The sequence below is a fragment of the Paraburkholderia youngii genome, assembly GCF_013366925.1.
Lineage (GTDB): Bacteria > Pseudomonadota > Gammaproteobacteria > Burkholderiales > Burkholderiaceae > Paraburkholderia > Paraburkholderia youngii.
In genome coordinates, this window is the sequence record NZ_JAALDK010000001.1 from 736,195 (window position 1) to 762,618 (window position 26,424).

Here is a 26,424-nt window from a genome sequence, read left to right on the forward strand (position 1 = left end):
CGGCTCAGGAGGCATCATGGATCTCGCAATGGCAATGGCCGTTTCTTTGTTCGGCATATTCACGGCTAGCACGTACTACTTCTTCCACTCGCTCAAGCGCTGATCCCGCTCCGTTCATTCCTCTGCGTTCGCAGTACGCGCGCGACGAATCCGCTGCTCGCTTCCTTGCCCTCGCGTAACAACCGTGTCGAGTTGTGACGCGGCGCGTCAATATCTATCCGAATGTAGCCTAACCGCTTGGCGCTGACTGTGCAGCCAGGCATAATCGGTGCGCCTTTTGACGCGCCGGCTTTCCTTTTGTGCGGCGCAGTTCCCCGACATTTTCCTTACAAGGACCGCCGCGTGAACCTGTCGTTTCTGATTTTTCTGAGCGTGCTGCAAGGCGTGACCGAACTGTTTCCGGTGAGCAGCCTTGGCCACACGCTGCTCGTGCCCGCCCTGTTCGACATGCACATCGACAAGCATGCGCCGCAGTTGCTGCCGTTCCTCGTCGCCCTGCATCTGGGCACCGCGTTCGCGCTGCTGTGGTACTTCCGCGCGCGCTGGTACGCGCTGGTGCGCGGTTTCTTCGCGTCGCTCGGTGGCCGCCGCAACGACGACGGTCACATGATGTGGGCGCTGATCATCGGTACGATTCCGGCGGGTCTCGTCGGTCTCGTGCTGGAAAAGCGCCTGGAGGCGATTTTTCACGATCTGCGAATCGTCGCGTTTGCGTTGATCGTAAACGGCGTGCTGCTGTGGTTCGGCGATCGCCTGCAACGCGCGCGCGCGCATCGGGCGCCGGAAAAGCTGACGTTCCGCCAGGCGTTCTTCGTCGGCCTCGCGCAGATCGGCGCGCTGATTCCGGGCTTCTCGCGCAGCGGCCTGACGATGATCGCCGGCAATGCGGCCGGCCTCACCACCGAGAAAGCCGCCGAGTTTTCGTTTTTGCTCGGCACGCCGATCATTTTCGCGGCTGGCGTACTCGAACTGCCAAAGCTGCTCCACGCGCCCAGTCAGCTCGCCGACGCGGCGCTCGGCGGCGTGCTGACCGCGATCGCCGCGTACCTGAGCGTGCGTTTCCTGATGCGCTACTTCGAGGGCCGCGGGCGTCTCGCGTCGTTCGGTTTGTACTGCGCGATCGCGGGAATCGTGTTCCTCGGCTGGTTCATGCTGCATCCGCAGCCGGTCTGAGGGCGGCGGGCGATCGGTTATAATCCCGGCCCGGTTGCTTGCAGGTCAGTTAAAATTTTAGTTTGCGCGAAATGGGGCGGCTCGCGGCGAGTGCCGGTTTCATGCGAATAGCGATCCATACGGCAGTAGCTCAGCTGGATAGAGCATCGGCCTTCTAAGCCGAGGGTCGGGGGTTCTTATGGTGGGTTCTTTTAGTTGCATCTTACTGACTTAGTTTTTTTCTGTTTCCCGCCCTTAGCTCAGACGGATAGAGCAACGGCCTTCTAAGCCGTAGGTCACACGTTCGAATCGTGTAGGGCGGGCCAATCGCCTGCAAAACCAACGTTACCGTTGCGTCCAAATCCTTTGACGGCAAGCGCTGTTCCGTCAAAGTCACTGCAAAGTTTGCCTCTTCCAGTTATTCGCTAGCGCTCCCTGTTACGGTGGGGCTAGTTGCGTATTTGGAGGCGACATGTTTACACATGTGACCCTTCTAGAGACCACGAAGGGAAGCGAGACGACTTGGCGTCTGTTGGGTCCGGATGGTCTTCCGCTAGTCGCGTTCGATACCTTCGCTGATTACTTGCTGCGCAAACGGCGGAAGCCGAACACGCGAAAGGCGTACTGTCGTCACATGGCTGAAGCCATCGATTATTCCTTCGACGCTGCAGCCGTCCTTTTGTCAGGCCACACGCCGCCTCGACCATTATCCAAACTTGACCTTGAGGAAATCTTCGAGGCGTATGACGAATACTTAGTGCTGGGGGAACATTCCGGTAACGCGTTGGCCAGACTCGTGAGTTCGGTGCGGCCATCTCCCATGAACAGTGCAGCAAGTTCGGCACTGAAACACGCGTCACTGCGCGGGTTTCTAAAGCTTTCCGAGAGGGCTCGGCGTCAAGCACTGGACATGTTGCAAGCGGGATTGAGCAGTGTGCAAATCGACGTGGCGCCGCTATTTACCGGCATAGGAACGAGAGTGCCAATCGATCCTGCCGAACGTCAGGCGATGAAGGCTACGTCGATGACTGCTGGCGTGCTAGCCGGGGGACCAAAAGCAAAAGAAAGCACCGTCCTTCCCTTGTCCCATTTCGCACGTGTCTATGACCACAAGCGAGCATTTCCCTATGACGACATTCCCAAACTGATTAGGTCGTTGCCGACATACCGCGACAGGGCGTACTACGGCTTTCTTGCCGCGAGTGGCTGCAGGGATCACGAGGGCTCGCAAATCCTTTTTGACGATGTGGATGTGAAGGCTGGAACTGTGAGCCTCGTCGACCCAGCGTCGCGGAAGAACCATGAGAGTTACCTCTACCTTTCTCCTCGGCAGCGAGAGCGCCTATGTTGGAAGGGGCGAACGACGCAAACGACTCTTTTGATTGAGCCTTTCGCATCGATGTTTTTCGAGGCGCTTGAGGGCTATATGAAACACGAATATGTTCCCCATGGACTCCACAGATTTGTTTTTCAATATCTGGCGAAGGGATTCGAGGGACAACCTTTCTTTCTTAGCCTCGCAAGTTCACGACGCGAGACCTTTCACTCTGCAGTGCGTCGGGCCGCCATTGAAGCTGTCGTGTCAGGTCCTCACTCACTTCGCCATTCTTATGGCACATATCTCGTAAATTATTTTCCGCGGACGAATGGACAATACGGATTGCCTTTGGCGATCGTGCAGCAGTTAATGGGACACGCGGACATAAAATCTACAAAAAAATACGCTCAGTTAGACGAAGATCTTCGGATTTTAGAGCTTGAACACGCCAACGCCATGGTTTTCAACGGCGAAAATCCGAAATCAATTCTGGAGCTAAAGTTGCAGGCGCTAAATGCCGAGGTTGAGCGGGTTAAGGCGGCTCTCCGGGAGCAGGCTGCACTGTTTGAACAGGCCGCATGACATGATAAATATCACAGATGGAGAATTGGTTTTCAATCTCTCAGGACCAAAGCTTAATTTTGCCATCCGCGATGCTCTCCGTCGATCATCCAGGGCGATGCTGGATGCCTATAATTTGGGCGATGTAAATCTCAATGGGGTCACGACTAAAACTAATCTTCCTGCATGCTACTCCATGCTGGTCGAATTGTCGGCCTTAAAAGTTAAAAAATTTAAGTTTGATGAAACGTATGTACAAAATGCGTTTTCGCTTTATATCACGGGAAAAGGAAAAGGAAAAACAACCGAAAAGCAATTCAACGACTTCACATTGTGCTCGGGGCGCGGAGTCTTGGCGTACAAATCAACCTATTTACGCGTGTTCACAACAGGCGTGGGTGTCTTTTTGTTGTGTCTACATAGCAACAAAGCCATTACTCTTCCGACTTCTTTCAACTGGCCATTTCCCCGTCTAGTGAATGGAAAATCCGTAGAGGTTGGTATCTTGGTTTGTTCGCCTATGTTGCATTTTGTTCGGGAGCTGGCTCCTACTAGCAACAAACTGTCGCATCCTGCTTTCGAGCCAGTAGGCCGGGATTTGAAGAGGCGACGATATTTTCAGACATGCGCAACGAAGCTTTTGCTTGCTACGGGTTGGCATAACCCGTCGGACGGAAATCTTGCCGAACTCATCGAGATTAAACGGGCGGAATCAAAAGGAAGACTGCATGGGAGTCGTAAGCTCCCCATTAATCTTCTCGTCGATGTTTTGAAGAGAAGGTATGAAGAGCAATTCGCAATATCCGTGAACGATTGGGAGGTCCAGGTTGCCTCCCTTAGCGTATCTCTCGCTCGTGAGCGAGCCCATGGACAGGTAGCATACGAAGATGGCGATTCTCTTCGCGACGTCTTGAATGGTAGTCCGTCAATGGCGAAGCCTGCCGCTCTTCGCAACAGGGTGGAATCCATGGCTTCAACGCCTGGGTTGAAACGCGCTCTGGAAGCCTGGTTAGACTTGGAAGATGTGTATATCCGGAAAATTAAAAGAGAGTCTTATAAAGATATCCAATCGGCGATGGGGTATTTAAATATCTATCTCTTCTTTTATTTGCCTCGCTGGTTTGCGAATAATCCCGGCAACAAGCTCGTGTTTCCGTCGACACCAAATCTACTGATTGGGGGAGTATTTGTGTCGCGTCTCCTCGTTGCGTCGGAAAATTTGCCACTTACATTTGTCGAGGTGATGAACAAAATCGCCGAAAAGCGAAACTGGAAAGGAAATCCGTACTACGCGAAATTGAAGCAGGTGGAGTTATTTTTCTCATTCATTGAGAGAAATTCCGACGAACTGCCCGGGTGTGATGGCTTTAAACAGGCCCTTTCGAGTGATGACTATCCGGCCACGTCCAACTCCATCGGAACTGATAAGCAACCAATGCCTAGAAGGCTGTTCGGAACATTTATTGACTACATTGAGGCAATCCGATGTCATCTCTTGGTTATCCAGACGAGGATTTTGGATGGGACGTTGGATGCAGTTGTTTTCAATGATGATATTTCATCGAAAGGGCGAGTCCTTGACACGATAGAAACGTCGGACTCTGTGGGATTTGTTCCGATTCTTTTCGTGTTGGCGAGATCGGGGAAAGAATCTAAGACGATTCCACTTCGGCTTATACCAAATTGCTTATCATTTGATTGGTTTGAGCTTAAAATCCATAAAAAAATAATGCTTCCGCAGCCGCATGGATTGAATAACGTGCTTGTCTCTCTTTATACTGGGTTGAGAAACAATCATATTCAATGGTTGGATGCAAGAACATTTGATTGCCGTGTTGTGGAGGAAAAGCAGCAATTTGCCAAGCTGCATACCAATACCGATAAAACAAAAACGAGCGCTTGGGAGCCCCATGTCAACTTTCGCGTGATTGAAATATTGCGCAGTCAAAAAGATTGGAGGAATCTTATTGGATGGCCTGGTTTCAGTGAGCTAATTTATTACAATAACAATGAAAGGACAAAGTGGCCAAAAATCCTGCCGCTTTTTTCCGCCACTCCTGACGGCAGGCCCCATTCGGACTCGCGATACGAGCGTACTTGGCGCGCTCTTTTGGGAGGTTTCCAATCAATCGTACCTGACCTCGGTGAGGCGTCCAATTTCCAATTATGTTCGCTGGAGCCGCCATACGTTGAGTTTCTCGACGCTGAAGCTGACTCGAAGAAGAAGAAATATGGTGCTGAATGCGACGGATCAGGCGTATGCGTTCTAGATATCAAAAGTAAGATAACACCGCATAGCGCCCGCGTCAGCGTTGTATCGCAGTTCATCACCTTTTTGCCGGCCGAGATGATCGGCACATACGTCACCGGTCAGACGCCTGCTACGGTCCATCATTACGTGAAACTCGACCCAGAGTTTCTCGAGATTGAGCTTGTTCATCAAAGCATGGTGCTGCGCGAGAAAGCTTATCGGAACGAACTCGAGGCTTTCGCTACCGCACCCCGTATCCCGGACAGATTCATAAGAGCTGACGACGTCAACTCCCACCTCGCCAGGAGCCTGCGTTCGAATCTCGACGAGACATTAGTTTCTTATGGCTGCGTCAGTATCGTTCTGAACGAGGGGAGTAATAGCGGCCTTGATGTTCTGCGTGAGACGCGCGCCGCGTATGCCGTCGAAAACAAGACGGAGATTTGCCCGTATGGGAATCACTGTCCGCCTGAGGTTGTAAAAATGTGGCGAGGGCCGCATCGATGCGGTTTGTGCCAGTACGCGGTGCGGTCTGTTGACCACCTGCCCGCATTGGGAGCGAAGATAAAGCAGTTTGACGAAATGCTATTTGCCTTGACCGAGAAGATTGTCGCCGCCATGAGTAGCGATAACCCTCAATATTCAGATGCAGAACTCGACCGGTTGGAAGAGGAGCGTTTGCGGATAGGAGAGGAACTCGCAGGCTGGAAAGTCAGCGAAGAAGTTCTCTATGCGACCAAATGCCGTATCGCGGCAGGAGAAGATTCGCGACGATGGGTCGTGCAGGCGCCAGAAATCATTCTTCAGGACCTCCAGCGCGTTCCGGTTCCATCGAATGCGACGGCGTACCTGCTTCAACGGTTGCAGGAGTGCATTGTGTACCCGACGCTTGAGAGCCCTCAGATGCGAGCGAAGTTTGATTTGCTGAGGCGTTCACTCTTGGCGCGAACTGGCCGCATGAACGACGCATTCGACTCTGCAGCGCCTGTTAACCCGGCGGAAGAGTGTGCTGGTTTGTTACGGACGATGGTTGAAGCAAATACTCTCACGTACGAAGACCTGGTGAAGTTGCTTGAACGTGACCAGCATCTGACGAACTTCACGCCCACAAACCTGTTGCCAGAATCTGGGGGCGATAATGACGAAAAATAGAAATACATTTGAGGCTTATCAGGAAAACAAGCAGTCGAATCGAGAAAAACTCATTACTGAGTTTCTTAAACATTTGAAGCAGTCGCGCGCCAAATATCCGCATGTTACAGCGCTTGCGTCTGCGGTCTCCGGTCACATAGCGTTGAGTCAAGGACGACCGTGTGACCAGGCGACGATTCTGCGCAACAAAAGATATCGCATGCTGTTGGTCAGCCATTTAGCAACGCAAGCTGGCAGGGAAGTCGCGTATGCGTCGCTTCAGAGCGACGCCGAGAAGGACGCAGCGCTTGTCTCCGCGCAATTGGAAAGCGCGAACCTTAGACGAGACAACTCGCGGCTGCGAACATATGTCGCGTCGCTGGAGTGTGCTGCGCAACAACCAGTCGCTAGTGCAGAACGAGATGGAAAGCAGGGAGGAGCGGGGTCCCGTCTTGCTGCAGAACAACTACAAATCGATTTGGCGAAGACGTGTCAGGCGCTTCACACGCTTCTGCGTTACTCGGAGCGGCTTATCCATTTTGATTCTGAAAAGAAGGAGATAGTTGACAGGTCAAAGCTGCGTGGAAATGTCATCGTAGAGCAGAGGCTATTGGGTCCCTTCATCTCCTGGTTGAAGGTCGATCACGATATAGCGTGAGGTAGACAAATGAAGAACGGTCAGGAGATTGGGCAGGACTATGTCGAAGGACTGAGGGCGTTTTTCAAGGCCGGCGGGCCCGTGCCACTCTCCTCCGATGGTGTGCTCAATCTAGCTGAGCTCTCGCGATTGACACGGATACCGAAATGCAGTTTCTATCAAAATTCTCGTTTGAAAGAATGCCTAGACGAGCATCTGCGGTCGAACGGTATCTCGCGCCGAGGGACGACGGAGAAAAAGCAAGCGCAGGAGGCATCCAGTTTCGAGCCAAGTACGGGGTCCGCCGAACCATCGACTTCGGCTCTTGAGCGCAGAATTCAACAGTTGCAGCAACGCAACGCGATACTGGTCGCGGAGGTAGGCGAATTACGCGCACAAATTAGCCAGTTGCGACTTCGTTTGGGGCGGGAAGACATGATGCTGGAATCGGGCCGTAGGATCGCCATTCCGGGTGCGCGTGCGTGAACGCGGTTGCCTACGTCGAGAGAACCACGTTGCTTGTCGACAAGACAGTAGTTGCATTGCCCAATGGCTTTACGGTGTTTGACGGCAGTTCCTCGACCGGAGAGCGAATTCGTGTTGTTGTCCCGAGCCCTGTCTTCACGAGAATACCGATGCGCGGTGAGGCGTGGTCCGTGGAAGGGGTCAGGAAAATCCACCCGACTTATGGCGCTGAACTGGTAGCAGCGTGTTGCCGCTATGAATTACCACGGGGAAGGCTCATTGTCGACTATCTCGCCCTTTCAGCGAATTTTCCTGGAATCGGCGAAGCGAAAGCGCGTCGCTTATGGGATTTCTTTGGCGATGAACTCGCAGATGTGCTTGGTCGAGGTGACCTGACCGCACTTTGTCAGGTGCTGACTGTGCGTGTTGCGCGGGGCCTCGTTGAAGCTTGGGCCGAACGAAAAGCGGAAGCTATGGTCGTCGAATTTCTCGACACACATGGCTTCGAGCCTAACCTTGCAACTGCAGTCCGTCGGGCTTGGGGTAACGACGCTGCTCGGATGATGGAACTCAATCCCTATTACTTGCTCGCGTTCACGTCGTGGGCTCCCGTAGACGCTGCGGCTGCCAAGTTGGGAGTCGCACATGATGACCCGCGGCGCCTGATTGGAGCTGTTGAATCGTGTCTCTACGACCGACTTTCCGATGGCCATACGATTACAGACGAAGCTACATTGATTCGATGCATCAATCGGCTTCTAGTCAGAGCGTGCGGCGGGCACGCACTCAAACTGGCTGTCGAGGAGGGAGCGGTTGTCGGCAGCGCGGAGGCAGGGTATCAGTCGATAGGCGCGGCGGCAATGGAACAAGCGGTAGTCGCAAGGATTCGGTCGATGTTAGCCGGCGATTTGAGCTTTCTCGAAGAAATTGGCACGCGAACTCGTCAGCCTGATTTCATCGCCTCGGCCGTTGAACGCATTCAGGCGGTACACGGGTTCCGGCTGAGTGAAGAACAGATTGAAGCTGTGCGGCTTCCTTTCGAGTCACAATTCAGTATCCTCTGTGGCGGCGCTGGGGTAGGAAAGACTACAGTGTTGGGCGCAATTGCGGACCTTGCGGTTGCGATGGGCTTCGACGTAATGCCAATGGCGCTCTCAGGCCGCGCGACGAAGCGTATTGAAGAGGGCTCTGGTCACGCTGCGATGACCATTGCCCGATTCATTGCTGCCGTGTCGGTCGACCAGTTGAAACATCTAAGCTCCCGAGCGATTGTAATAGTCGATGAGGCCTCGATGTTGGACCTGCCCACAACCTATAGAATTCTCCGCTGTCTCTCTGACGGCGTTAGGGTACTCTTTGTAGGAGATCCAACTCAACTGCCGCCGATCGGTTTTGGGCTGGTATTCCACCGGCTCGTGAACAATCCCCGAGTCCCATTCGTTGAATTGTCTACGGTACTTCGGCAATCTGCCGTTACTGGAATTCCGAAAGTCGCTGAGGACGTGCGCCATCATCGACTGCCGTCTTTGGCGCCCTTTAGTGGGGTACAGCCTGGGGTCAGCTTTATTGAGTGTGGCCTTGACGAGATTGTGCAGCAGTTGCGGATCGTGGCAACTTGCTGGGAGGGCGAAGACTGGAGGATTCTTTCAGCTCTCAAGGTAGGGCGCGCAGGCGTGCGTGCGATCAATGACGCATTTCACTTCGACCGGTGCTCGAGAGTTGAGCGTCAACCCAATTTCGAGGTCGGTGAGCCGGTAGTTCACCGTGTCAACGATTACACACGGTCTCTGATGAACGGGTCTCTTGGGCAAGTTACCGCCAGAGATGAATTTGGAGGGACTGTAATTGATTTTGACGGGCAACAATTCACGTTTCGACCGGAGGAACTGCGCGGACGTATTGAGCTTGCGTATGCAATTAGTGTACACAAAGCTCAAGGCTCTCAATTCAAGCGCGTCGCCATAGCGATTCAGCAAAGCAGAGTGCTTGACCACTCACTGGTTTACACCGCCTTAACTAGGGGCGTTGAGCAGGTAGTTTTTGTAGGTGCTCGCGCGCCTTTTGAGTCCGCAGTCTTAAATTCTGCTTTTGCGCAACGGCGGTCTGTAGCGTTCGATGTTTGACGGCTTTGCATCCCGAGTTCCCCTTTCTGTACTGTCATTGCAACCGCAAACGCCATAATGCTAACGCAGGGACTACGTCGTCAACGCCATTGGATTTTGCGGACGGCCGGTCTGTATGCCAGATGAACAAAAAAAGTCCCTATTGATTGGAATCACTATCGTAATAAGGCAAGCCGGCAACGCCGGCGCGTCAGGCTCAAGTGTGTGCAACTTGGGGACCGCCGATCGGCGGCTGTCCACACCCTTGCGGTGTGGGCAGCCAAGTTGTGCACACGGGGAGAGGACGTCATCCTTTGATCTCGCGTTGGTTTTTTGGATTGGACTCCCAATAAAGCCAACCGTCGCCAGTGTGACGGCGACAGTTATACCGTCTCTGCCTCAGCGCGACTGCCCTCCGAAGGCAGCCGGTTGAGATAGCCGTGGAAAGTGGTAAGCCCCTCGTTAATAAACTGAAGCGTCACGCCACGGCATCGTACTCGGGCCGTCCCGCGACACTGTGGCAGTGCGTTGTAGGGCTTGTACTAGTAGCGCGTCTGCTTCTAGGCGCGCTGCGGGTCTGCGGTCCTACGGAGAGCACCAACTTTACGACCGCTTTCGTTCATGCAACTGGCGTTTTGACGACCGTATGTAAGTGAGACGGTCCCGTTCAAGCCCCGCGATGAAATCGAACGTTGCGTCGCGCAGCGGAGCCTGCCTTCACGCGGCGGTTCTGTGCGGTTATCCGTTCCTTGCAGGCTTTCCCGCGAGATAGTCCAGTCCTTCGCGTAGGGCGCGCTTCGTGACGGTATCGCGATCCCTCGCCCACGAGTCCGGGTCCGCGCGCTCGTTGGAGGGGACAAGCGCCTTTTCTGCCGCCGTGATGGCAGCGCCGTACCAATCGACCAACAGGTACCCGATCGCGGTCGCCAAGTGTTCACCCTCCCAACGATCGGGCTCGCTTCCTTCTGCGTCAAGTTGATCAAGCGCCGCGCGAATGATCCGCTCAGCAAACGCCTTTTTGCCGTAGTTCGGCGCGGCTTGGAACTCGGCGTTACTTGGAAGAACCTTAAGCACTTCGTCGCGATTCATGGCTCGACTCCTTCCGAAAGGTCAACGCTTGTTGCCGCCAAGTTCGTTCATCGCGCGGGCGATTACGGCAGCGCGCAGCTCGTCTAACTGCTCAGTTCCGAGAATGCGACGCAACAGTGCAATCAGGTTGTAATGCGCGAGTTCAGAGTTAAGGAAGGTCTGCAAAAGTCCTGGCATTGAGATTCCGGTGAACTATCCTGGGATGAAGGGAGTGAGTTGAGGAGAGCCCAGATGACGCAACTTGGACTTGACCTGGATCTGACAACGAAGCGCACGCGTAAGCGAGAATTTCTCGATGAGATGCGACGCGTTGTGCCTTGGTTGAAGCTCATTGCGCTGATCGAACCGCACTATCCGACTGGTAGGACTGGACGGCCGCCGTTCCCGATCGCGACGATGCTGCACATTCATTTCATGCAACAGTGGTTTGGTCTGTCCGATCCAGCGATGGAAGAAGCGTTATATGACGTGCCGCTGTATCGTGACTTCGCAGGACTTGACGGCGGCATGACGCATTTGCCGGACGAGAGCACGATTCTGCGGTTTCGTCACCTTCTCGAAGCGCATGGACTGGCTGCGCAGATGCTCGCGCTGGTCAATGAAATCCTGGTGGAGAAAGGCCTGATGCTCAAGACCGGGTCGGTTGTCGATGCCACGTTGATTCCGGCGCCCAGTTCGACGAAAAACAACTCCGGAACGCGCGATCCCGAGATGCGTCAGACGCAGAAAAGCGGTAACTGGTACTTCGGAATGAAAGCGCACATCGGCGTGGACGCTGAGTCCGGCCTGGTCCATACCGTTGTAGGCACGGCGGCCAACGTCCACGACATTACGGAGGCTCATGCGCTGTTGCACGGTCAAGAAACGGACGTGTACGCTGACGCGGGATATCAGGGGATCGAAAAGCGTTGCGAGACTGGCGCGGTGCGCTGGCACATCGCGATGAGACCAGGCAAGCGCAAAAAGCTGGATCTGAGTGATCGTTTGGACGCGATATACGATCAGATCGAGCGGCTGAAGGCCGGCGTCCGCGCCAAGGTCGAACATCCGTTCCGCGTCCTCAAGCGGCAGTTTGCTTACACGAAGACCCGATATCGCGGTTTGATGAAGAACACAGCCCAGATCACGACGTTGTTTGCTCTGAGCAATCTATGGATGGCGCGTAGAGCTTTGCGCAAGGCTTGATAACCCAGGCGCCGTGTCTTGCGCCTCAGTAGCGGTGCACGGAGCGGCGTAAATCGCAGGCGCCTTAACGACTCAACAAATTCTCATCACCGTCACTGCGAAAAATATAGAAGGTCAGCGCTCGAAATGCGGGTTATGCAGACCTTCCTTAACTTCCTTCCCGGCCCATTCCTTGTAGCCCATCACTTCGCACAAGCGCGTATACATTCGGTTTATGTGCTCTCCGCGATCACTTGCGTTCGGATCGCCGATAGTTGACTGAACATACCCCGCACTCGCTCCGATGTCGCGTAATGCCTGTTCGAATCGCTCCAGCTTCTCGTCCGTGTCGGTTGTGATCCATATCGTCCACTTCCGTCTGAGTCTATACAAGGCCCCTGCGTCATCAAGGACTTTCTCCGTTGGCCCGCTCGTGACAAGCGTGTCGAGCGCGTTGCGGAAGCCTTCGGCGTACTCTTCGCAGAATTGAACGTATTTATCGAAGGCGACATTCGCCATATGTGAGCCAGCGGAGTCCGTCGCCATCTTGATTCGTTCGCGGGCAGTTTGTGATCGTTGTTGCAGGATGGCTAAGCCGACGGCCACGCCTGCGCCGATCAAGCCGCCAACGAATGACCATACCCCGCTGCTTATCCCGTCGCCAATCGCGGAGGAGGTCGCGCTGGCTGCCTGGATCGCGCTGGCTGCTATTGCCGGAGATAGCGTCATTTTGTTCCCTTCGTAGTTGGCGTGGTTGCCGCGACATTTTACGGGGTCGCGGAAGGCGTAATTGGCTGCGCGGGGCAGTCCAATATCCGGGCGGGGGAGGCGAGAGGCGTACGCAGGACGGGGAGAGGGGCGAATGTGCGCTTCCGGAGGCGTAGGACAAAAGAAAAGCCGCCCTACGGTTCGCGCCGTGGGCGGCCTTAACGCCCGTTACTCGTGGGCGAGTATAAGAGCAAAGCGGTTCCTATCGTCTCCGTCCGCTATGGCGAACGCGAGGACACTGGAGGGTCCTGCCGCAGCGCCGTCTCCTACTCCTCGTCAGCGAAAGCCGCCAATGTGGCGTTCAGTTCAGCCCCTCTTTGCAGGTCGTCACCATAACGTCGCCAGACGCGCCGGAACCGGGCGTGGTTTCCGATAGGTCTGTTCCGGAACGGGGAGATTGCTGGGAGTAGATCAGCATGTGATTCGTGGCGACATAGGTCCACATTTCGGTAGCTTTCGGCTGTAGGACAACCCAAGTCACCGACTCGTTCGTTACGTGGACTGTAATCGCAGGATCGCTTTCTGGAACGCCAGACGCGTCCGACATGCTGATCGTGGCTTGGGCTCCGCGCGGCTCGTCCGGCCATACGATGGTCGGATGGCTAGCAGCGAAACCGTTTGGACCGGACTGGGTTTTGCCGTGCGCGTCCACGCTGAACCTGATGCCGCTCAGTTCGCCGCACTCAAGAGTAAGCGTTTTCGCAGAAACTCCAGTGGCACCCACCGCCAAGGCCGCAGCTAGAAGACCTGCTTTCATAAGACTCCCCGTTTTTTCCGATCATGATACTTCGGGGCCGCTACGAGGTACCCGATCAACCTAGAACGTGCCGCCGCGCCTGTTCCCAACTTCTCTCCTGGGCGGCCCACCGACCGGTCCTAGCGCCTCCTATCTCGCCTAAAGCACCACTCAGAACCGCCGCGAGGCGGGTGATTTACGTTTTCGCACTTATCTCCGCAAAACAGTAGCGCTCTTATCACGGCTAGCACGCGTATCCGCAGACCGAGCGTAAGCGTGGTAGCGGCGATCGCGGCGATCTGTCTTCGCTGCTGGAAAATGGGATCGGCTGAATTCTGGCCAGTGCGGGACATGTCCCGTCGATAGCTCGCGCGACGTCGCGAACTCTTTCCCCTGTCGCACACGGTCGTCGGAGACCGTACCGGCGAACGGCTCACGACACTGTTCGCGATTTGAAAGGTTGGCACCAGGGTAAACACATATTTCACAGGCTCCCTGCCGCTCTAGAATAGGCGCGTTCGCAAATAGCAATAACGCTTGTTATACATTAATTTTGGCTGGGAGACGCTGATGCCGACCGACTATCAACAACTGCGGTTCGAATATCTTCGAGCTGCAGATCACGACGCTAAAAGCCAGGTAATCCATCCCGTTGTCGTAGTGGGCGCTGGACCAGTAGGGCTTGCGGCAGCAATTGACCTTGCGCAGCAAGGCGTTAAAACCGTACTCGTCGACAACGACGACACGCTGTCGAGCGGGTCGCGCGCTATCTGCTTTGCCAAACGGACGCTTGAAATCTTCGATCGTCTCGGTTGCGGTGATCGCATGGTGGAGAAGGGCGTGAGCTGGAATGTCGGCAAGGTGTTCCTTCAGGACGAGTTGATCTACACCTTCAACCTGCTTCCCGAAACCGGTCATGCACGACCAGCGTTTATCAACCTCCAGCAGTACTACGTCGAGGGCTACCTTGCCGAGCGTGCGACGCAACTCGATAACCTGCAAATGCGATGGAAAAGCAACGTTGTCGGTCTCACGCAGCACGACGACCATGTCGAGTTGCAAGTCGAGACGCCGGACGGAACTTACGCGTTGAGCGCGCAGTACGTCATCGCCGCTGACGGGGCGCGTAGCCCGATGCGAAACATGCTTGGCCTGGACAGCAAAGGCCGCACATTCAAGGATCGCTTCCTGATCGCGGATGTGAAAATGAAGGCGTCTTTTCCCACCGAGCGCTGGTTCTGGTTCGATCCGCCTTTCCACCCCAATCAGTCCGTGCTTTTGCACCGTCAGCCGGACGATGTCTGGCGTATCGATTTTCAGCTTGGCTGGGATGCGGACCCGGTTGCCGAGAAAGCGCCCGAGCGCGTGATCCCGCGTGTAAAGGCGCTGCTAGGCGAAGACGTCGAATTTGATCTCGAATGGGTCAGCGTCTACACGTTCTCGTGCCTGCGCATGGATTCTTTCCGTCACGGGCGCATATTGTTTGCAGGCGATTCCGCGCATGGCGTGTCGCCGTTCGGCGCACGCGGAGCGAACAGTGGGGTGCAGGACTCGGACAACCTCGCCTGGAAACTCAAACTGGTCGTGAACGGGGATGCTCCGTCCGCTCTGCTGGACACCTACGCGTCAGAGCGCGAATACGCAGCAGACGAAAACATTCTCAATTCGACCCGTGCTACCGACTTCATCACGCCGAAAAGCGCGGTCTCGCATCTGTTTCGCGACGCAACACTGAAGCTTGCAAAGGACTATCCGTTTGCGCGTCGCATCGTCAACAGCGGGAGACTGTCGGTTCCGGCCGTACTTTCCGGTTCGCCGCTGAATACGCCGGATAAGGCCGACGACGCGTTCTCATGCGCGATGGTTCCGGGTGCCGTATGCGTCGATGCTCCGATCAAGCTCGACGGTAACGACGCCTGGTTCCTGAGTCAGATTTCGGGCGGTCAGTTCGCCGGCATCTATTTTTGTGGTCTTGACGACGACATCGCCGCAACCACCGAACAACTCGCTGCGCTTGCGCATTTGCCAATACCCGTAAAGCCGCTGATTGTGGCTCCCAAAGGTGCAGCCGCATGCGCAGCGGCTGATGCAGTCGTCGTCGAGGATGTGGAAGGGATTGTCTCGCACCGCTTTGATGCGCGGCCGGGCACCTTTTACCTGGTGCGTCCCGATCAGCACGTCTGCGCACGCTGGCGCGAACTTAACACCGATTCGATCTCCGCGGCGGTCAGCCGCGCAACCTGCAACGGATGAAGACCATGAGCCATCTGAACACCGAAATCAACATCGCGGACATGGACTCGTTCTACGAACACCTGATCGAGACACACAACGGGCTGAGCGAGGCAGATAGCCAACTCATCAACGCCAAGCTGGTGCTCCTGCTCGCTAATCACATCGGCGACATGGACGTTCTCAAGGATGCGTTCGCAAAAGCTCGTGCGGGCATTTCCCCCGTGGCGCAGACATCCGCGCAGTCCCATTGAATCGGTATTTGACGTTGAATGGAGTAATCATGTCGGAAAACAGTCACGGTCTGACACTCGCAGCAGGTTCACGCTATCAATCCGGATTCGGAAACGAGTTTGCTACCGAAGCCGTACCGGACGTCCTGCCAGTCGGCAGGAATTCCCCGCAGCGAGTTGCGAAAGGCTTATACGCGGAACAGATTTCGGGCACAGCATTTACGGCGCCGCGCGCGCATAACCGCCGTTCGTGGCTTTACCGGATTCGTCCGGCCGCGGTCCACCGTCCGTTTAAGCCTATTGAGAATGAGCGGCTGGTCGGCGACTTTTCGACGGTCCCCAAGACGCCACCGGATCAGCTTCGCTGGGATCCACTGCCGTTTGAAAGCGAACCTGTTGATTTCGTGGATTCGCTGGTGACGATGGCAGGCAATGGTTCGGCCGCATCTTCATCCGGTTGCGCGATTCACTTGTACGCGGCGACGCAGTCGATGAAGGACCGCTTTTTCTATTCGGCCGATGGCGAGTTGCTTATCGTTCCGCAGGAGGGGCGTCTGACGCTCGCAACTGAACTCGGCGTGCTCGAGGTCGAGCCTTTTGAGATTGCCGTGGTTCCGCGTGGTGTGCGCTTTTCAGTCGAACTTCCAGATGGCCGTGCACGTGGCTACGTTTGCGAGAATTTTGGCGCCTTGCTCGAACTGCCAGATCTGGGGCCGATCGGCTCGAACGGGCTGGCCAACCCCCGCGACTTCCTTACACCGGTCGCGGCATTCGAAGACCGCGAAGGCGACTTCGAACTTGTAGCGAAATTCGGTGGCAGCTTATGGCGGGCGGAGATCGACCATTCGCCGCTCGACGTCGTGGCCTGGCACGGAAACTACGCGCCGTACAAGTACGACCTGCGCCAATTCAATACGATTGGCTCAATCAGTTTCGACCATCCGGACCCATCTATTTTCCTGGTCCTGCAGTCACCGAGTGACACCGAAGGTGTGCATTCGCTCGACTTTGTGATCTTTCCTCCGCGTTGGCTTGTGGGCGAAGACACGTTCCGGCCGCCCTGGTTCCACCGGAATGTCGCAAGCGAGTTCATGGGCCTGATCCACGGGGCGTACGACGCGAAGGAAGAGGGTTTCGTACCGGGTGGCGCCAGCCTGCACAACTGCATGTCCGGCCACGGCCCGGATGCGGAGACGTTTAACAAGGCTTCGAACAGTGACACCACGAAGCCTCACAAGGTGAGTGACACCATGGCCTTCATGTTCGAGACGCCCCTTGTCATTCGACCGACGCAGTTTGCACTGACGACGTCTCAACTTCAGGCGGAATATTTTCAGTGCTGGCAGGGGCTCAAAAACAATTTTGCGAAGGAAAATCAGTCATGAACGCAGCGAATGGCGGCAATTGGCAGCGCACCAACGATCCGAAGCTGAAAAGCTGGATCGAGTCGGCCAACGCTCCCGGCAGTGATTTTCCGATTCAGAATCTGCCGTTCGGTATCTTCAGCGACTCTTCGAACGCGTCTCGGCGTGTAGGTGTGGCAATCGGCGATTCGATCGTAGACCTCGACGTCCTCGCGAGAGAAGGCCTTGTTTCGTTCGACGCGCAATTGTTCGCGCAGGCTTCGCTCAACGCCTTCATAGCGACAGGGAAGGAACAATGGCGGGCCATTCGCGTGCGGCTTTCGGCGCTTCTTGACGCAAACAATCCGGAACTACGTGACAACGCTGCCATTCGGCAGAAGGCGTTGATTGCGCAGGCGGACGCACGACTTCATCTTCCGGTAGACATTCCCGGCTATACCGACTTCTATTCGTCCAGGGAGCATGCAACAAACGTCGGATCCATGTTCCGTGATCCGAAGAACGCTCTTATGCCGAATTGGCTTGAAATTCCCATCGGCTATAACGGACGCGCGTCGTCGGTGGTCGTGAGTGGCACGCCGGTAAGGCGCCCCAACGGGCAAATCAAGTTGCCGGACTCCGAGCGCCCAATTTTCGGCGCGTGCCGCAAGCTGGATATCGAACTGGAGATGGGCTTCATTGTTGGCGCGGGGAGTGCCTTGGGAGACCCAATCTCGTGCGAGCGCGCGGAAGACCACATTTTCGGGTTGGTACTGCTCAACGACTGGAGTGCGCGCGATATCCAGCAGTGGGAGTACGTCCCGCTTGGTCCATTCAACTCGAAGGGCTTCGCCACGACGATCTCGCCATGGATCGTGACACTCGATGCACTTGAGCCGTTCCGTTGCCGGCAACCCGAGCAGTCCCCTCAGCCTTTGCCGTACCTGCAACATGCCGGTGAGCATGCGTTCGACATTCAGCTCGAAGTCGATCTGCGTACGCAGAGCGAATCCGAGGCGCAAACAATATCGCGCACCAACTTCCGTCAAATGTACTGGACGATGGCGCAGCAGCTTGCGCATCACACCAGCGGTGGATGCAATGTGCGGGTTGGCGATCTCATGGGTTCGGGGACGATCAGCGGTGCGACGCCGGACTCATGTGGTTCGCTGCTCGAATCGACCTGGAATGGCCAGCGCCCGCTGCAACTGACTTCTGGGCAGCAGCGCGCCTTCATCGAAGATGGGGATGAACTGATTCTGCGGGGCTGGTGCCAAGGCGACGGCTACCGAGTCGGTTTCGGCGCCTGCGCGGGTCAAGTGCTGCCGGCACGAGAGGTAGTATGAGCGACCTGACGTTGCACGGATATTTTCGGAGTTCGGCGTCGTTTCGTGTGCGCATTGCACTGAACCTGAAAGGCATTCCGTACCATCAGGCGCCTGTGCATCTGGTGCGTAACGGCGGGGAGCAGTTGCTGGCGGCCTATCGCGCAATCAACCCGGATGGGCTGGTGCCGTCGCTCGTCTGCGACGACGGAGCGACAAGCACCGTGCTTACGCAGTCGCTCGCCATCATCGAGTATCTGGAAGAGCTTTACCCGACACCGGCCCTGCTGCCGCCGTCATCGCTGGACCGGGCCTTCGTGCGATCAATCGCGCTCCAAATTGCCTGTGAGATTCATCCAATCGCCAATCTGCGCGTCCAGAAGTACCTTAGGAGCGAAGTTGGCGCATCGGAAGCGCAGAAGGAAGCATGGTACCGGCACTGGATCGATCTTGGCTTTGCGGCTCTCGAAACACGTTTCTCGTCGGATTCGCGCGTCGGTAGTTTTGTTTTCGGAGATAAGCCGAGCCTTGCGGATGTCTGTCTGGTTCCGCAGGTCTGGAACGCGCGCCGGTTCGAGATACCGTTGCATAGCTACCCGTCGATCGCTCGAATCGCGGATCATGCGATGACGCATCCGGCGTTTGCCGCAGCCGAGCCCAGTAAGCAGCCTGACGCGGACGCTTGAGTCAGCCAGCAGGCGTAGCCGCGCCGCTTGCGCCGAAACGCCATGATAGCCGCTGCGTCGCTGCCAGCAGCGCGAGTCCGACCGGCCCTTGCGGGCCCGCATCGAAGCTGGCCGACGAGCCGATCACCGCAATGACTAGCGAGATCCCGCCGGTATGATCAAGAACCGGCGCGGCGACGGTGCCGACGCCGGGCACAGGCGCATCGAACGACTCATCGATGCCGTTCTCGCGGATCCGGTTCAAGCGCTCGCGGTACGCGCGCGAAAGCGGCTGTTCCGCTTGTGCACCTGCGAGTCTGATGGACTCGTGGCTTTGCCAGCGTTCCAGCGCATCTTCCTCCATGTGCGCCGCAAAAACGCGTCCAATCGACGTATTGACGAGCGACATGACCGTACCTATCCGCAGGCTGATATGTTGCGGCCGTGCGGACTCCTCGAGACGGATGATTGTCGGACCAAGCGGACCCAGAGCGGCGGCGGCGACTGTCAGTTGCGTCGTCGCGGCGAGCGAGGCGATCTCCGGCTCGGCATCACGGGTAGGCGACATCCGTTGCAGCGCGACAAGTCCCAGTTCGAAGCCTAGCGGTCCCGCCGAAAAGCAGCCGTCTTCATCGCGTGAAAGCAGGCCGATTTTCTGCAGGCTCACGAGGTGCGGGAAAGCCTTGGCTGGCGGCATGCCCGCTGCCGCCGCAAGGTCGCGCAGGCCCAGCGGCTGGCTCGCTCCAGCAAGCGACACCAGAAGCTCACCGGTGCTCTCGAGCGCGCTAATGCCGCGTTGTGCCTTAACGTCCGAGCCGGCCGCGGCATCGTTTGCTGTGCTATTCGGTTCAGACTGCATGGGTCGACGTCCTGTCAGTCAAAGCTTCAGTGATGCGCTGGCAGATCTCGCGGAGTTTGGTCGCTATCGGACCTTGCCAGTCAGTATCCATCGCACCCGACGGGCCGATCACAGTCAGCGCGAGCTGCATGCTTCCGTGTGCGTCGAATACGGGCGCGCTCAGGCTGCTGATCCCTGGGCTTGGCACATCGACGCTGCGTGCCATCGCGCGTTTACGCTCTTCTTCGAGACTCTCAGTCTTCGCACCATCGGGCGACTCGACGTGATCGACGCCGACGTTCAGTGGTGCGATTCCCTGATTTCGCATCATCGCCGCGAGCTCATCGGGCTTCAGGAATGCGCTGAAGATCCTGCCAGTAGAGGTCGAGCGCAGTGACATCACGGTACCGATATGCAGGTTGACATGCAACGGGTAGGCGCCGCGCTCATAGCGCACGATCATCGGTCCTTGTGCACCGGCTACACACACTGCCACGCTGAATCCGAGCTTCGCGGCGAGTTCGGTCGCGTAGGGCACTGCGACGCGGTAGGCCTCCTGCTGCTCGACGAACATGAGGCCGAGGCGCAGCGAAAGTGGACCGGGTTCATAGGACCCGGTCAACGCGTCGCGCTTTACGAGTCCGAGCCTGGTCAGGCTGACGAGATAGGTATGGGCCTGCGCGGTGGACAGTTCCGCAGCGTTAGCGAGTTCGCTTAAAGCCGCGGGCGCGCGTCGTTGTGCCAGAGCCTTAAGGATGCGTCCGGCGACCTCGACACTCTGGATACCTCGTTGTGATCTCTCAGTTGCTTCTTTCAATTGTCCGATCCATTGTTGCACGTCACCGTCGGACGCTCATGCTAGCGCATTGGGCCAGCGGCGCCCACAGCACCGGGGTTTTCCCGTATTTTACATATAGCAAATCGACTTGCTATTGACAAATTCTACCCGGGGCGAGACTATTCGTCATCCCCCGCCGATTTACGGAGACATACATGGCAAAAGCATTCGCATCCCAGGCTGACCTGGAAGTAAAAAAAGTCACGTGGACCCAGTTGTCCGAGAACGCGTACGCGTACACCGCGGAAGGCGATCCGAATTCGGGCGTCATCATCGGTGACGATGGCGTGCTGATCGTCGACACCACCGCCACGCCTGCCATGGCGCAAGACCTGATCGCGAAGATCCGCAGCGTCACCGACAAGCCGATCAAATACGTCGTGCTGTCGCACTATCACGCCGTGCGCGTGCTGGGCGCGTCGGCATACTTCAAGGAAGGTGCGCAGCAGGTGATCGCCAGTCGCGGCACCTACGAAATGATCGTCGAGCGCGGCGAAGCCGATATGAAGTCGGAGATCGAACGCTTCCCGCGCCTGTTTGCAGGCGTCGAAACAGTGCCCGGCCTGACGTGGCCGACGCTGGTGTTCGAAAAGGAAATGACGCTCTTTCTCGGCAAGCTCGAAGTGAAGATCGCGCATCTCGGCTCGGGGCATACCAAAGGAGACACAGTCGTCTGGTTGCCGTCGCAGAAGGTGCTGTTCTCCGGCGATCTGGTCGAATACGACGCGGCCTGTTATTGCGGCGATGCGCAGCTGGAAGAATGGCCGGCCACGCTCGAAGCGCTGCGCGCTCTGAATGCCGAGAAGCTCGTCCCAGGCCGTGGCCCCGCGCTGCTGTCGCCCGCGGAAGTGAACAAGGGTCTCGACTACACGAAAGACTTCGTTACGACGTTACTGCAGGCGGGCCGCGAAGCGGTGGCCGACAAACTCGATCTGAAGGGGTCGATGGCGCATACCCGCAAGTCGATGGACCCGAAGTTCGGCCATGTCTTCATTTATGAGCACTGCCTGCCGTTCGACGTATCGCGCGCTTATGACGAGGCAAGCGGCATCAAGCATCCTCGTATCTGGACGGCGCAGCGCGACAAGGAAATGTGGGCCGCGTTGCAGGACTGACTGTCCGGAGCCACTCATAAAGGTCCCGCTCGCGGGGCCTTTTTTCATGTTTCATGTCATCAGGCGAGGGCGCGCGAGACACTGCCGGGCAACAGGCGATGCACTATCGACTCGACGCCGTCCTGAGAGACAATACATAAATCTCTCAACATCGATGCGGTTCCCGTGTTCTGCGCGGCCGCAGACGATCAGCAGATTCTCGACAGAGTAGCGCGGCGCATCATCCCGTTTCCCTATCTTTGCTGTGTCGTGTCGTTTTTGGCCTATCAGCATCCGCTTCGCACAGCCGCAGATGAAGCAGGACCCACGTTGAGGTCCAACTATTCTTCTCTGCTGAGTAGCTTGTGGGCGCTTTGGACCAGACATCGCGGACTTCGCTTGGATGTGCCTACCCAGCCCGCGTTGGCCATTACGCTCGGGGCCTTCTGGTCTTCCTTGTCTGTGGTCATTGGCACAGCTCCGTTTCGTCAAGGATCAGCGGTTGTTGGAATGTTCGGATTCGCGGGTGCTGCCGGTGCGCTCGCCGCGCCTATGTTTGGCGCGCTTGCTGACAGTTCCGGTCCGCTGCATGCTGTTCGGATCGACTGCACTCTGCTAATCGCTTCCTTTGCGACTCTGATTGTGGCTTCTCCGAGCCTCTGGACGATTGGCATCTGTGCCGTCGTTTTCGACCTTGGAGTCATGGCAGCGTTGGTATCTCACCCGCCTGATCAAGCCTGGACGCGAGCGCGCAGCTGTCTCAACGGCATGCTCATGACAGGCGCTGAGTATGGTATGGCGCTTGGTCCGGCGCTCGGCGGCACAGCACTGCAAATCCATGGGCGCGACGGTCTTTGGCCCGTGGGCGTACTGGCTGGTATCGTGCCATTGATCATTTCCTTCCTCGATCGTTTTAAAGGTGACACTCATGGCTAATCTTGTCGAAGAAACCGTGCTTCGGCCGCCACATATCCAAACGCGTCAGGCAAGCGATGAGCCGCTGACAGCGCTTTTCTCGTTGCTGTCTCGTGCCGACAGCACGAGACTGGGCGACCGACGGCTGGGAAGCGGATTTACGCTGGATACTTCAGGCCGACCGAGCGCCGATCCTGCGGCGGAAGCCAAGAACCTCGCGTTCGAAAGTGATGCCAACGTTAATTTCGAACACTGGAGCGAGTACTGGCGTAAAGTGCACGGCGTGCGATTCACGCACGTAGAGGAGGACAGTGACAAGAGTCTCGAGCGGCTGCTGCGTTATTCACAGTTGCACCGCTTTGCCGCGGGGCCCACGAATACGGATCAGCCGCCATATCGCGTACCGGTTGACTCGCACGGTGCCCTTTGGCCGACGATCATCGGCCACGTGGCGCCGTACAAACGGCCTTCGTGGGACGGCGTGGCCTTCCTCAATTTCGCCACTCCCGATGACATTCCGCTAGTGCTTGCCAACGAACGAATTAGAACGAAGATCATTCCGGAAGACCGGGCAATGTTTCGTGATCTCGCTCCCGTGCTTGCGCGGCAGCATGTGATCATCCCGAGCCCGAATGGAGCGGAGGCGGTGATTCTCGTGAAGCTGCACAGGCGCCGGACTAATGCAAGCCGGGCCGAGTTCCAACGTTGGTGGCGGGAAGAACATGCCGCGCTGGTGAGCGAGCAGGCGCGATTCGACGGTAGCGTCAAGCGGTACGTGCAGCTTCATAACGTTGGGCCGACTGAAGCAGACGCACCGTTTTATCACCCCGATGCTGTCAAGATCGATGGAATCGGACTGTACGGTTTCGACAATGTCGCTGCAGCGGAAGATTTCCTGCGAAGCGATGCCGGCCGCGCGGTCGCGAGCCACGAGTCCACGTTGATAGACCCGGCGGCTTCCGAATTTTGGACGACGATCGTGATCCCCGTGGTCGAGAGGCTTCATGGCGAGATATCCACCCGGTAGTGCCGGGAAAAGCATCTGGTGCTGAAATGGACAAGCTGCGTTCGATGCGAGTCTTTGTCCATGTCACAGAGGATGGCGGCTTCGCCCAGGCACGGAGAAACTCAACATCACTATGGGGTGCAGCCTCCACGGCAGTGTCGGCTTTGGAGACACATCGGCCGGCGCGAGTGCGCGGCGGTCCCGAAGCGTTACCCGATCTAAGCAGTCGCACCTGCTTTCAATTTCTGATGCAGCGATTGCCGAGGAATCGCTGGCTTTTTCGTGCGCGAAACGGCGAGGTGAGTCTCCGGCGGCCGAGTTCGTCCCTGCTGTTCAGTTTTCCAGCGGACCGGTCCTGGACCATTCGTGCTGGAGACCGAGAACGGCTTGAGCAGGCGAAGCGAGATCATTCGGAGGGGCACATGGGGAGCATGAAAGGGACTGCATTTTGATGCTGTTTCGGTGCGTCTGGCGCACGGTTCCCCATTTTGACGGAGGCTGCTGCTTGACCCGTTCGAGAAGGATCGGGTCAAGCAGCGCAAGCGCTCAGATGCGGACTAATCGTTGTCGCTCATGTCCTGACAAACTGCACCGTGTGAGCCGTCGTTATCGCCGCTCCAGTTCGGAACGCTGGTGTTGCCTTCTGACCTGAAGCAATTCGCCTTAAGCAACGGCAGATTCAACGAGGAAGGGCTGCCCGGACCGAAGTAGAGGGAGACTGTGCTCGACGTGAGCGAGACGACCTGCGGATGGGTGGGGAAGCAGGCATCGGTGCCGAGCGACGGCGAGCACTGGGAATTCGCCGGCGGGGGAGTGGAAGCACCATTAGCACCTTGCGACGGGGTCTGCGTGGTGACAACCAGTCGAACTTTGCTTCCTTCTGGGATCGCGATGAACTTGGGCGATATGACAAAATCGTATCTGCGCAGTTCATTGGCAGGCACGTAATGGTCGGCCACGTATTCGCCGTACGGCTTCACCGGAACTCCGTTCTTATCGATCCACGAACGGTTCGGATCGTTTTTCGAGAGACTGCCGAGCACGGTGCCGGACGAGACTGGCGTCACCGTTCCATCTGCGGCCACCAGTTCGACGGTCGCAATCAGTTCCAGGTTCGGTGTGGTCGAAGATGCATAGAACGAAGCACTCATCGGGCCCGCGAGTGTGGCGCCTTTCTTGAGCACGGGGCTGTCGAACTGCAGAGAACTGCCGGTGCCGGGTTGCGCCCACAGGACGTCTGCTTTGCCGGAATGTTTCGGCACGGTTCGCGACAACTCGCCTTGCGCCGAAAGGAAATACTGCTTGTAGGAGGGCGCAACCGGATATGCTGACGTGCTTATCCAATTGTTCGAGCCCAACTCGTGCACGTGAACCGGCTCAGTGGTGTCCGCCATCCTGGTCTTCTTGTCCTTGAGCCAGGTGTCGAACCATTCGAGAGTGATGTTGTTGGCGATATTCTGGCCGGTCGTCTGTTCCTCGAATTGGCAATGGCCTCCCTGGCTGATGATGATCTGATAGCGGCCGGTCGCCTTCTGGTTCGGGGTCATCGGACCATACAGATATTGCTTGCTATATGCGTTTTGCAGATACGCGTACATCGACATTGAACTTTCGGCGTAGATGTCCTGGTGGGTACTCCAGATCAGCGCTGGGATGCCAAGCTCGACAAACTGACGCGCGTAATTGCCTGGGGTGCGGATTTGCCAGAACTCCCTGTCGTAGGCTCGCGGGCCGCCGGCCTCAATCTCGTTCACCAGCGACTGGCCATAGGCGGTCGCTCCATGATCGTTACCCACAGCCGGGCCGAAAAATAGCGGGAATTGCGCGGTCTGCGTGGGAATACCGCCGGCGAAGTAAGTCTCGCGATAGAACTCTGCGCCGGCGCAGAAGGGTGCGACCGCTTTGATTGGGGAATTGCGCCCCGCCGCGACGGCAGTGTAGAACTGATTTAGCCCTGCCCACGAGCCGCCTTGCAAGCCAATCTTGCCGTTCGAATTCTGTAGTTTCGTGGCGGCCCATTGAACCAACTCCGCTCCATCTTTCGCGTCGCGCTCGCTGAAGAACGAAAAGTCGCCGCCCGAATTGCGTGTTCCCCGCACTGATGCGGTAACGAAGATGTAGCCGCGTTGCACGAAGTAGTCCCCAGCATTGGACGGCGTTCCCAGATACGGAGTTTGCGTGATCAGAACCGGAAACGGGCCTTTCGCGCGCGCACCGGTTTGCCAGTCGGTCGGGTACGACACATCTACCATCAGGACAGCACCATCGCTCATCGTCACAGGAATGCTCTTGTCGAGTGCGGTGCCGTAGGTCGCGTTGCCGGGCGTCCATACCCCGCCGGGAAACGGAGTGGCGGCGGTGGAGTCACACTGTTGTGCGTGCCCGCTTTCACAAGAAGCGAAGACAGGAATAGCCACGCTGCCCAGCAGAGCAGCCTGTGCTGCGGTAAGCAGCCATGCAAGTCTCGAACGTTTCACTTTTGTCCCCTTCCGGTGTCTGGCGAGATTGAGTCGGGGCGCATTTCTGTACGCCCGATCCGAAGTTCACCTAAATTAATCCCA

At 56.9% G+C, this 26,424-nt stretch carries 22 protein-coding genes and 1 tRNA gene; 16 read left to right on the plus strand and 7 right to left on the minus strand.

Going from position 1 to position 26,424, the window contains the following annotated elements; translation table 11 throughout:
* The first annotated feature begins 342 nt into the window (after positions 1-342).
* From G5S42_RS03545 to G5S42_RS03575, 7 genes are all read left to right on the plus strand, one after another.
* The gene (locus tag G5S42_RS03545) at positions 343-1,173 is read left to right on the plus strand and encodes an undecaprenyl-diphosphate phosphatase (protein ID WP_176105554.1); all 831 of its coding nucleotides are present in this window, start codon (positions 343-345) and stop codon (positions 1,171-1,173) included.
* 228 nt (positions 1,174-1,401) lie between these two features.
* Positions 1,402-1,478 (plus strand) — tRNA-Arg (locus G5S42_RS03550).
* Positions 1,479-1,786: 308 nt separating this feature from the next.
* Complete coding sequence (locus tag G5S42_RS03555) at positions 1,787-3,052, plus strand: tyrosine-type recombinase/integrase (RefSeq protein ID WP_176105555.1); 1,266 nt, start codon at positions 1,787-1,789, stop codon at positions 3,050-3,052.
* A gap of 1 nt (position 3,053) precedes the next feature.
* A complete protein-coding gene (locus G5S42_RS03560; RefSeq protein WP_176105556.1) occupies positions 3,054-6,434 on the plus strand; it encodes a hypothetical protein in 3,381 nt (1,126 codons plus the stop codon).
* Positions 6,421-7,071, plus strand: a complete 651-nt coding sequence (locus tag G5S42_RS03565) for a hypothetical protein (RefSeq protein ID WP_176105557.1) — start codon at positions 6,421-6,423, stop codon at positions 7,069-7,071. The genes G5S42_RS03560 and G5S42_RS03565 overlap by 14 nt, the downstream gene beginning before the upstream one ends.
* Before the next feature lie 9 nt (positions 7,072-7,080).
* Positions 7,081-7,536, plus strand: coding sequence for a VPA1267 family protein (locus G5S42_RS03570; protein ID WP_176105558.1), 456 nt, complete (start codon positions 7,081-7,083; stop codon positions 7,534-7,536).
* A gap of 29 nt (positions 7,537-7,565) precedes the next feature.
* The gene (locus tag G5S42_RS03575) at positions 7,566-9,638 is read left to right on the plus strand and encodes an AAA family ATPase (RefSeq protein ID WP_217709835.1); all 2,073 of its coding nucleotides are present in this window, start codon (positions 7,566-7,568) and stop codon (positions 9,636-9,638) included.
* Positions 9,639-10,355: 717 nt separating this feature from the next.
* On the opposite strand, the gene G5S42_RS03580 is transcribed toward G5S42_RS03575, so the two are convergent.
* A complete protein-coding gene (locus tag G5S42_RS03580) occupies positions 10,356-10,706 on the minus strand; it encodes a hypothetical protein (protein WP_176105559.1) in 351 nt (116 codons plus the stop codon).
* A 21-nt stretch (positions 10,707-10,727) separates the two neighbouring features.
* Positions 10,728-10,883: a hypothetical protein gene (locus G5S42_RS03585; RefSeq protein ID WP_176105560.1), complete on the minus strand. Its 156-nt coding sequence runs from the start codon at positions 10,881-10,883 to the stop codon at positions 10,728-10,730.
* A 54-nt stretch (positions 10,884-10,937) separates the two neighbouring features.
* Here G5S42_RS03585 and G5S42_RS03590 point away from each other — a divergent pair, with 54 nt between their 5' ends.
* Positions 10,938-11,891 carry an IS5 family transposase gene (locus tag G5S42_RS03590; RefSeq protein ID WP_176105561.1) on the plus strand — a complete coding sequence of 318 codons (954 nt, stop codon included), beginning with the start codon at positions 10,938-10,940 and terminating at the stop codon, positions 11,889-11,891.
* 114 nt (positions 11,892-12,005) lie between these two features.
* Here the strand turns inward: G5S42_RS03590 and G5S42_RS03595 are convergent, their stop codons facing one another.
* Together G5S42_RS03595 and G5S42_RS44025 are read right to left on the minus strand one after the other, a co-directional pair.
* Entirely contained in the window at positions 12,006-12,599 is a 594-nt protein-coding gene (locus G5S42_RS03595) for a hypothetical protein (RefSeq protein WP_176105562.1), read from the minus strand.
* A gap of 340 nt (positions 12,600-12,939) precedes the next feature.
* A complete protein-coding gene (locus G5S42_RS44025; protein WP_246391796.1) occupies positions 12,940-13,395 on the minus strand; it encodes a hypothetical protein in 456 nt (151 codons plus the stop codon).
* A gap of 549 nt (positions 13,396-13,944) precedes the next feature.
* On the opposite strand from G5S42_RS44025, the gene G5S42_RS03605 reads away from it, so the two are divergent.
* From G5S42_RS03605 to maiA, 5 genes are read left to right on the plus strand one after another with little or no spacing between them, the layout of a single operon-like run.
* A complete protein-coding gene (locus G5S42_RS03605; protein WP_176105563.1) occupies positions 13,945-15,627 on the plus strand; it encodes an FAD-dependent oxidoreductase in 1,683 nt (560 codons plus the stop codon).
* A 5-nt stretch (positions 15,628-15,632) separates the two neighbouring features.
* On the plus strand, positions 15,633-15,860 hold the full coding sequence (locus G5S42_RS03610; RefSeq protein ID WP_176105564.1) for a DUF2783 domain-containing protein: 228 nt from the start codon (positions 15,633-15,635) through the stop codon (positions 15,858-15,860).
* Positions 15,861-15,889: 29 nt separating this feature from the next.
* Entirely contained in the window at positions 15,890-17,224 is a 1,335-nt protein-coding gene (gene hmgA, locus G5S42_RS03615; RefSeq protein WP_176105565.1) for a homogentisate 1,2-dioxygenase, read from the plus strand.
* On the plus strand, positions 17,221-18,528 hold the full coding sequence (gene fahA / locus G5S42_RS03620; protein WP_176105566.1) for a fumarylacetoacetase: 1,308 nt from the start codon (positions 17,221-17,223) through the stop codon (positions 18,526-18,528). The genes hmgA and fahA overlap by 4 nt, the downstream gene beginning before the upstream one ends.
* A 5-nt stretch (positions 18,529-18,533) precedes the next feature.
* Entirely contained in the window at positions 18,534-19,193 is a 660-nt protein-coding gene (gene maiA, locus G5S42_RS03625) for a maleylacetoacetate isomerase (protein WP_176110316.1), read from the plus strand.
* A 1-nt stretch (position 19,194) separates the two neighbouring features.
* Here the strand turns inward: maiA and G5S42_RS45405 are convergent, their stop codons facing one another.
* Together G5S42_RS45405 and G5S42_RS45410 are read right to left on the minus strand one after the other, a co-directional pair.
* On the minus strand, positions 19,195-20,031 hold the full coding sequence (locus tag G5S42_RS45405; protein WP_176105567.1) for an IclR family transcriptional regulator: 837 nt from the start codon (positions 20,029-20,031) through the stop codon (positions 19,195-19,197).
* Positions 20,021-20,827: an IclR family transcriptional regulator gene (locus tag G5S42_RS45410; RefSeq protein WP_176105568.1), complete on the minus strand. Its 807-nt coding sequence runs from the start codon at positions 20,825-20,827 to the stop codon at positions 20,021-20,023. Before G5S42_RS45410 ends, G5S42_RS45405 begins: the two co-directional genes overlap by 11 nt.
* 176 nt (positions 20,828-21,003) lie before the next feature.
* On the opposite strand from G5S42_RS45410, the gene G5S42_RS03640 reads away from it, so the two are divergent.
* From G5S42_RS03640 to G5S42_RS03650, 3 genes are all read left to right on the plus strand, one after another.
* A complete protein-coding gene (locus G5S42_RS03640) occupies positions 21,004-21,963 on the plus strand; it encodes an MBL fold metallo-hydrolase (RefSeq protein ID WP_176105569.1) in 960 nt (319 codons plus the stop codon).
* Positions 21,964-22,365: 402 nt separating this feature from the next.
* Positions 22,366-22,878 (plus strand): MFS transporter, encoded by a 513-nt coding sequence (locus G5S42_RS03645; RefSeq protein WP_176105570.1) that lies wholly within the window; start codon positions 22,366-22,368, stop codon positions 22,876-22,878.
* Positions 22,871-23,884: an EthD domain-containing protein gene (locus G5S42_RS03650; protein ID WP_176105571.1), complete on the plus strand. Its 1,014-nt coding sequence runs from the start codon at positions 22,871-22,873 to the stop codon at positions 23,882-23,884. Before G5S42_RS03645 ends, G5S42_RS03650 begins: the two co-directional genes overlap by 8 nt.
* A 536-nt stretch (positions 23,885-24,420) precedes the next feature.
* On the opposite strand, the gene G5S42_RS03655 is transcribed toward G5S42_RS03650, so the two are convergent.
* The gene (locus tag G5S42_RS03655) at positions 24,421-26,340 is read right to left on the minus strand and encodes a CocE/NonD family hydrolase (RefSeq protein WP_176105572.1); all 1,920 of its coding nucleotides are present in this window, start codon (positions 26,338-26,340) and stop codon (positions 24,421-24,423) included.
* Between the last annotated feature and the right edge of the window lie 84 nt (positions 26,341-26,424).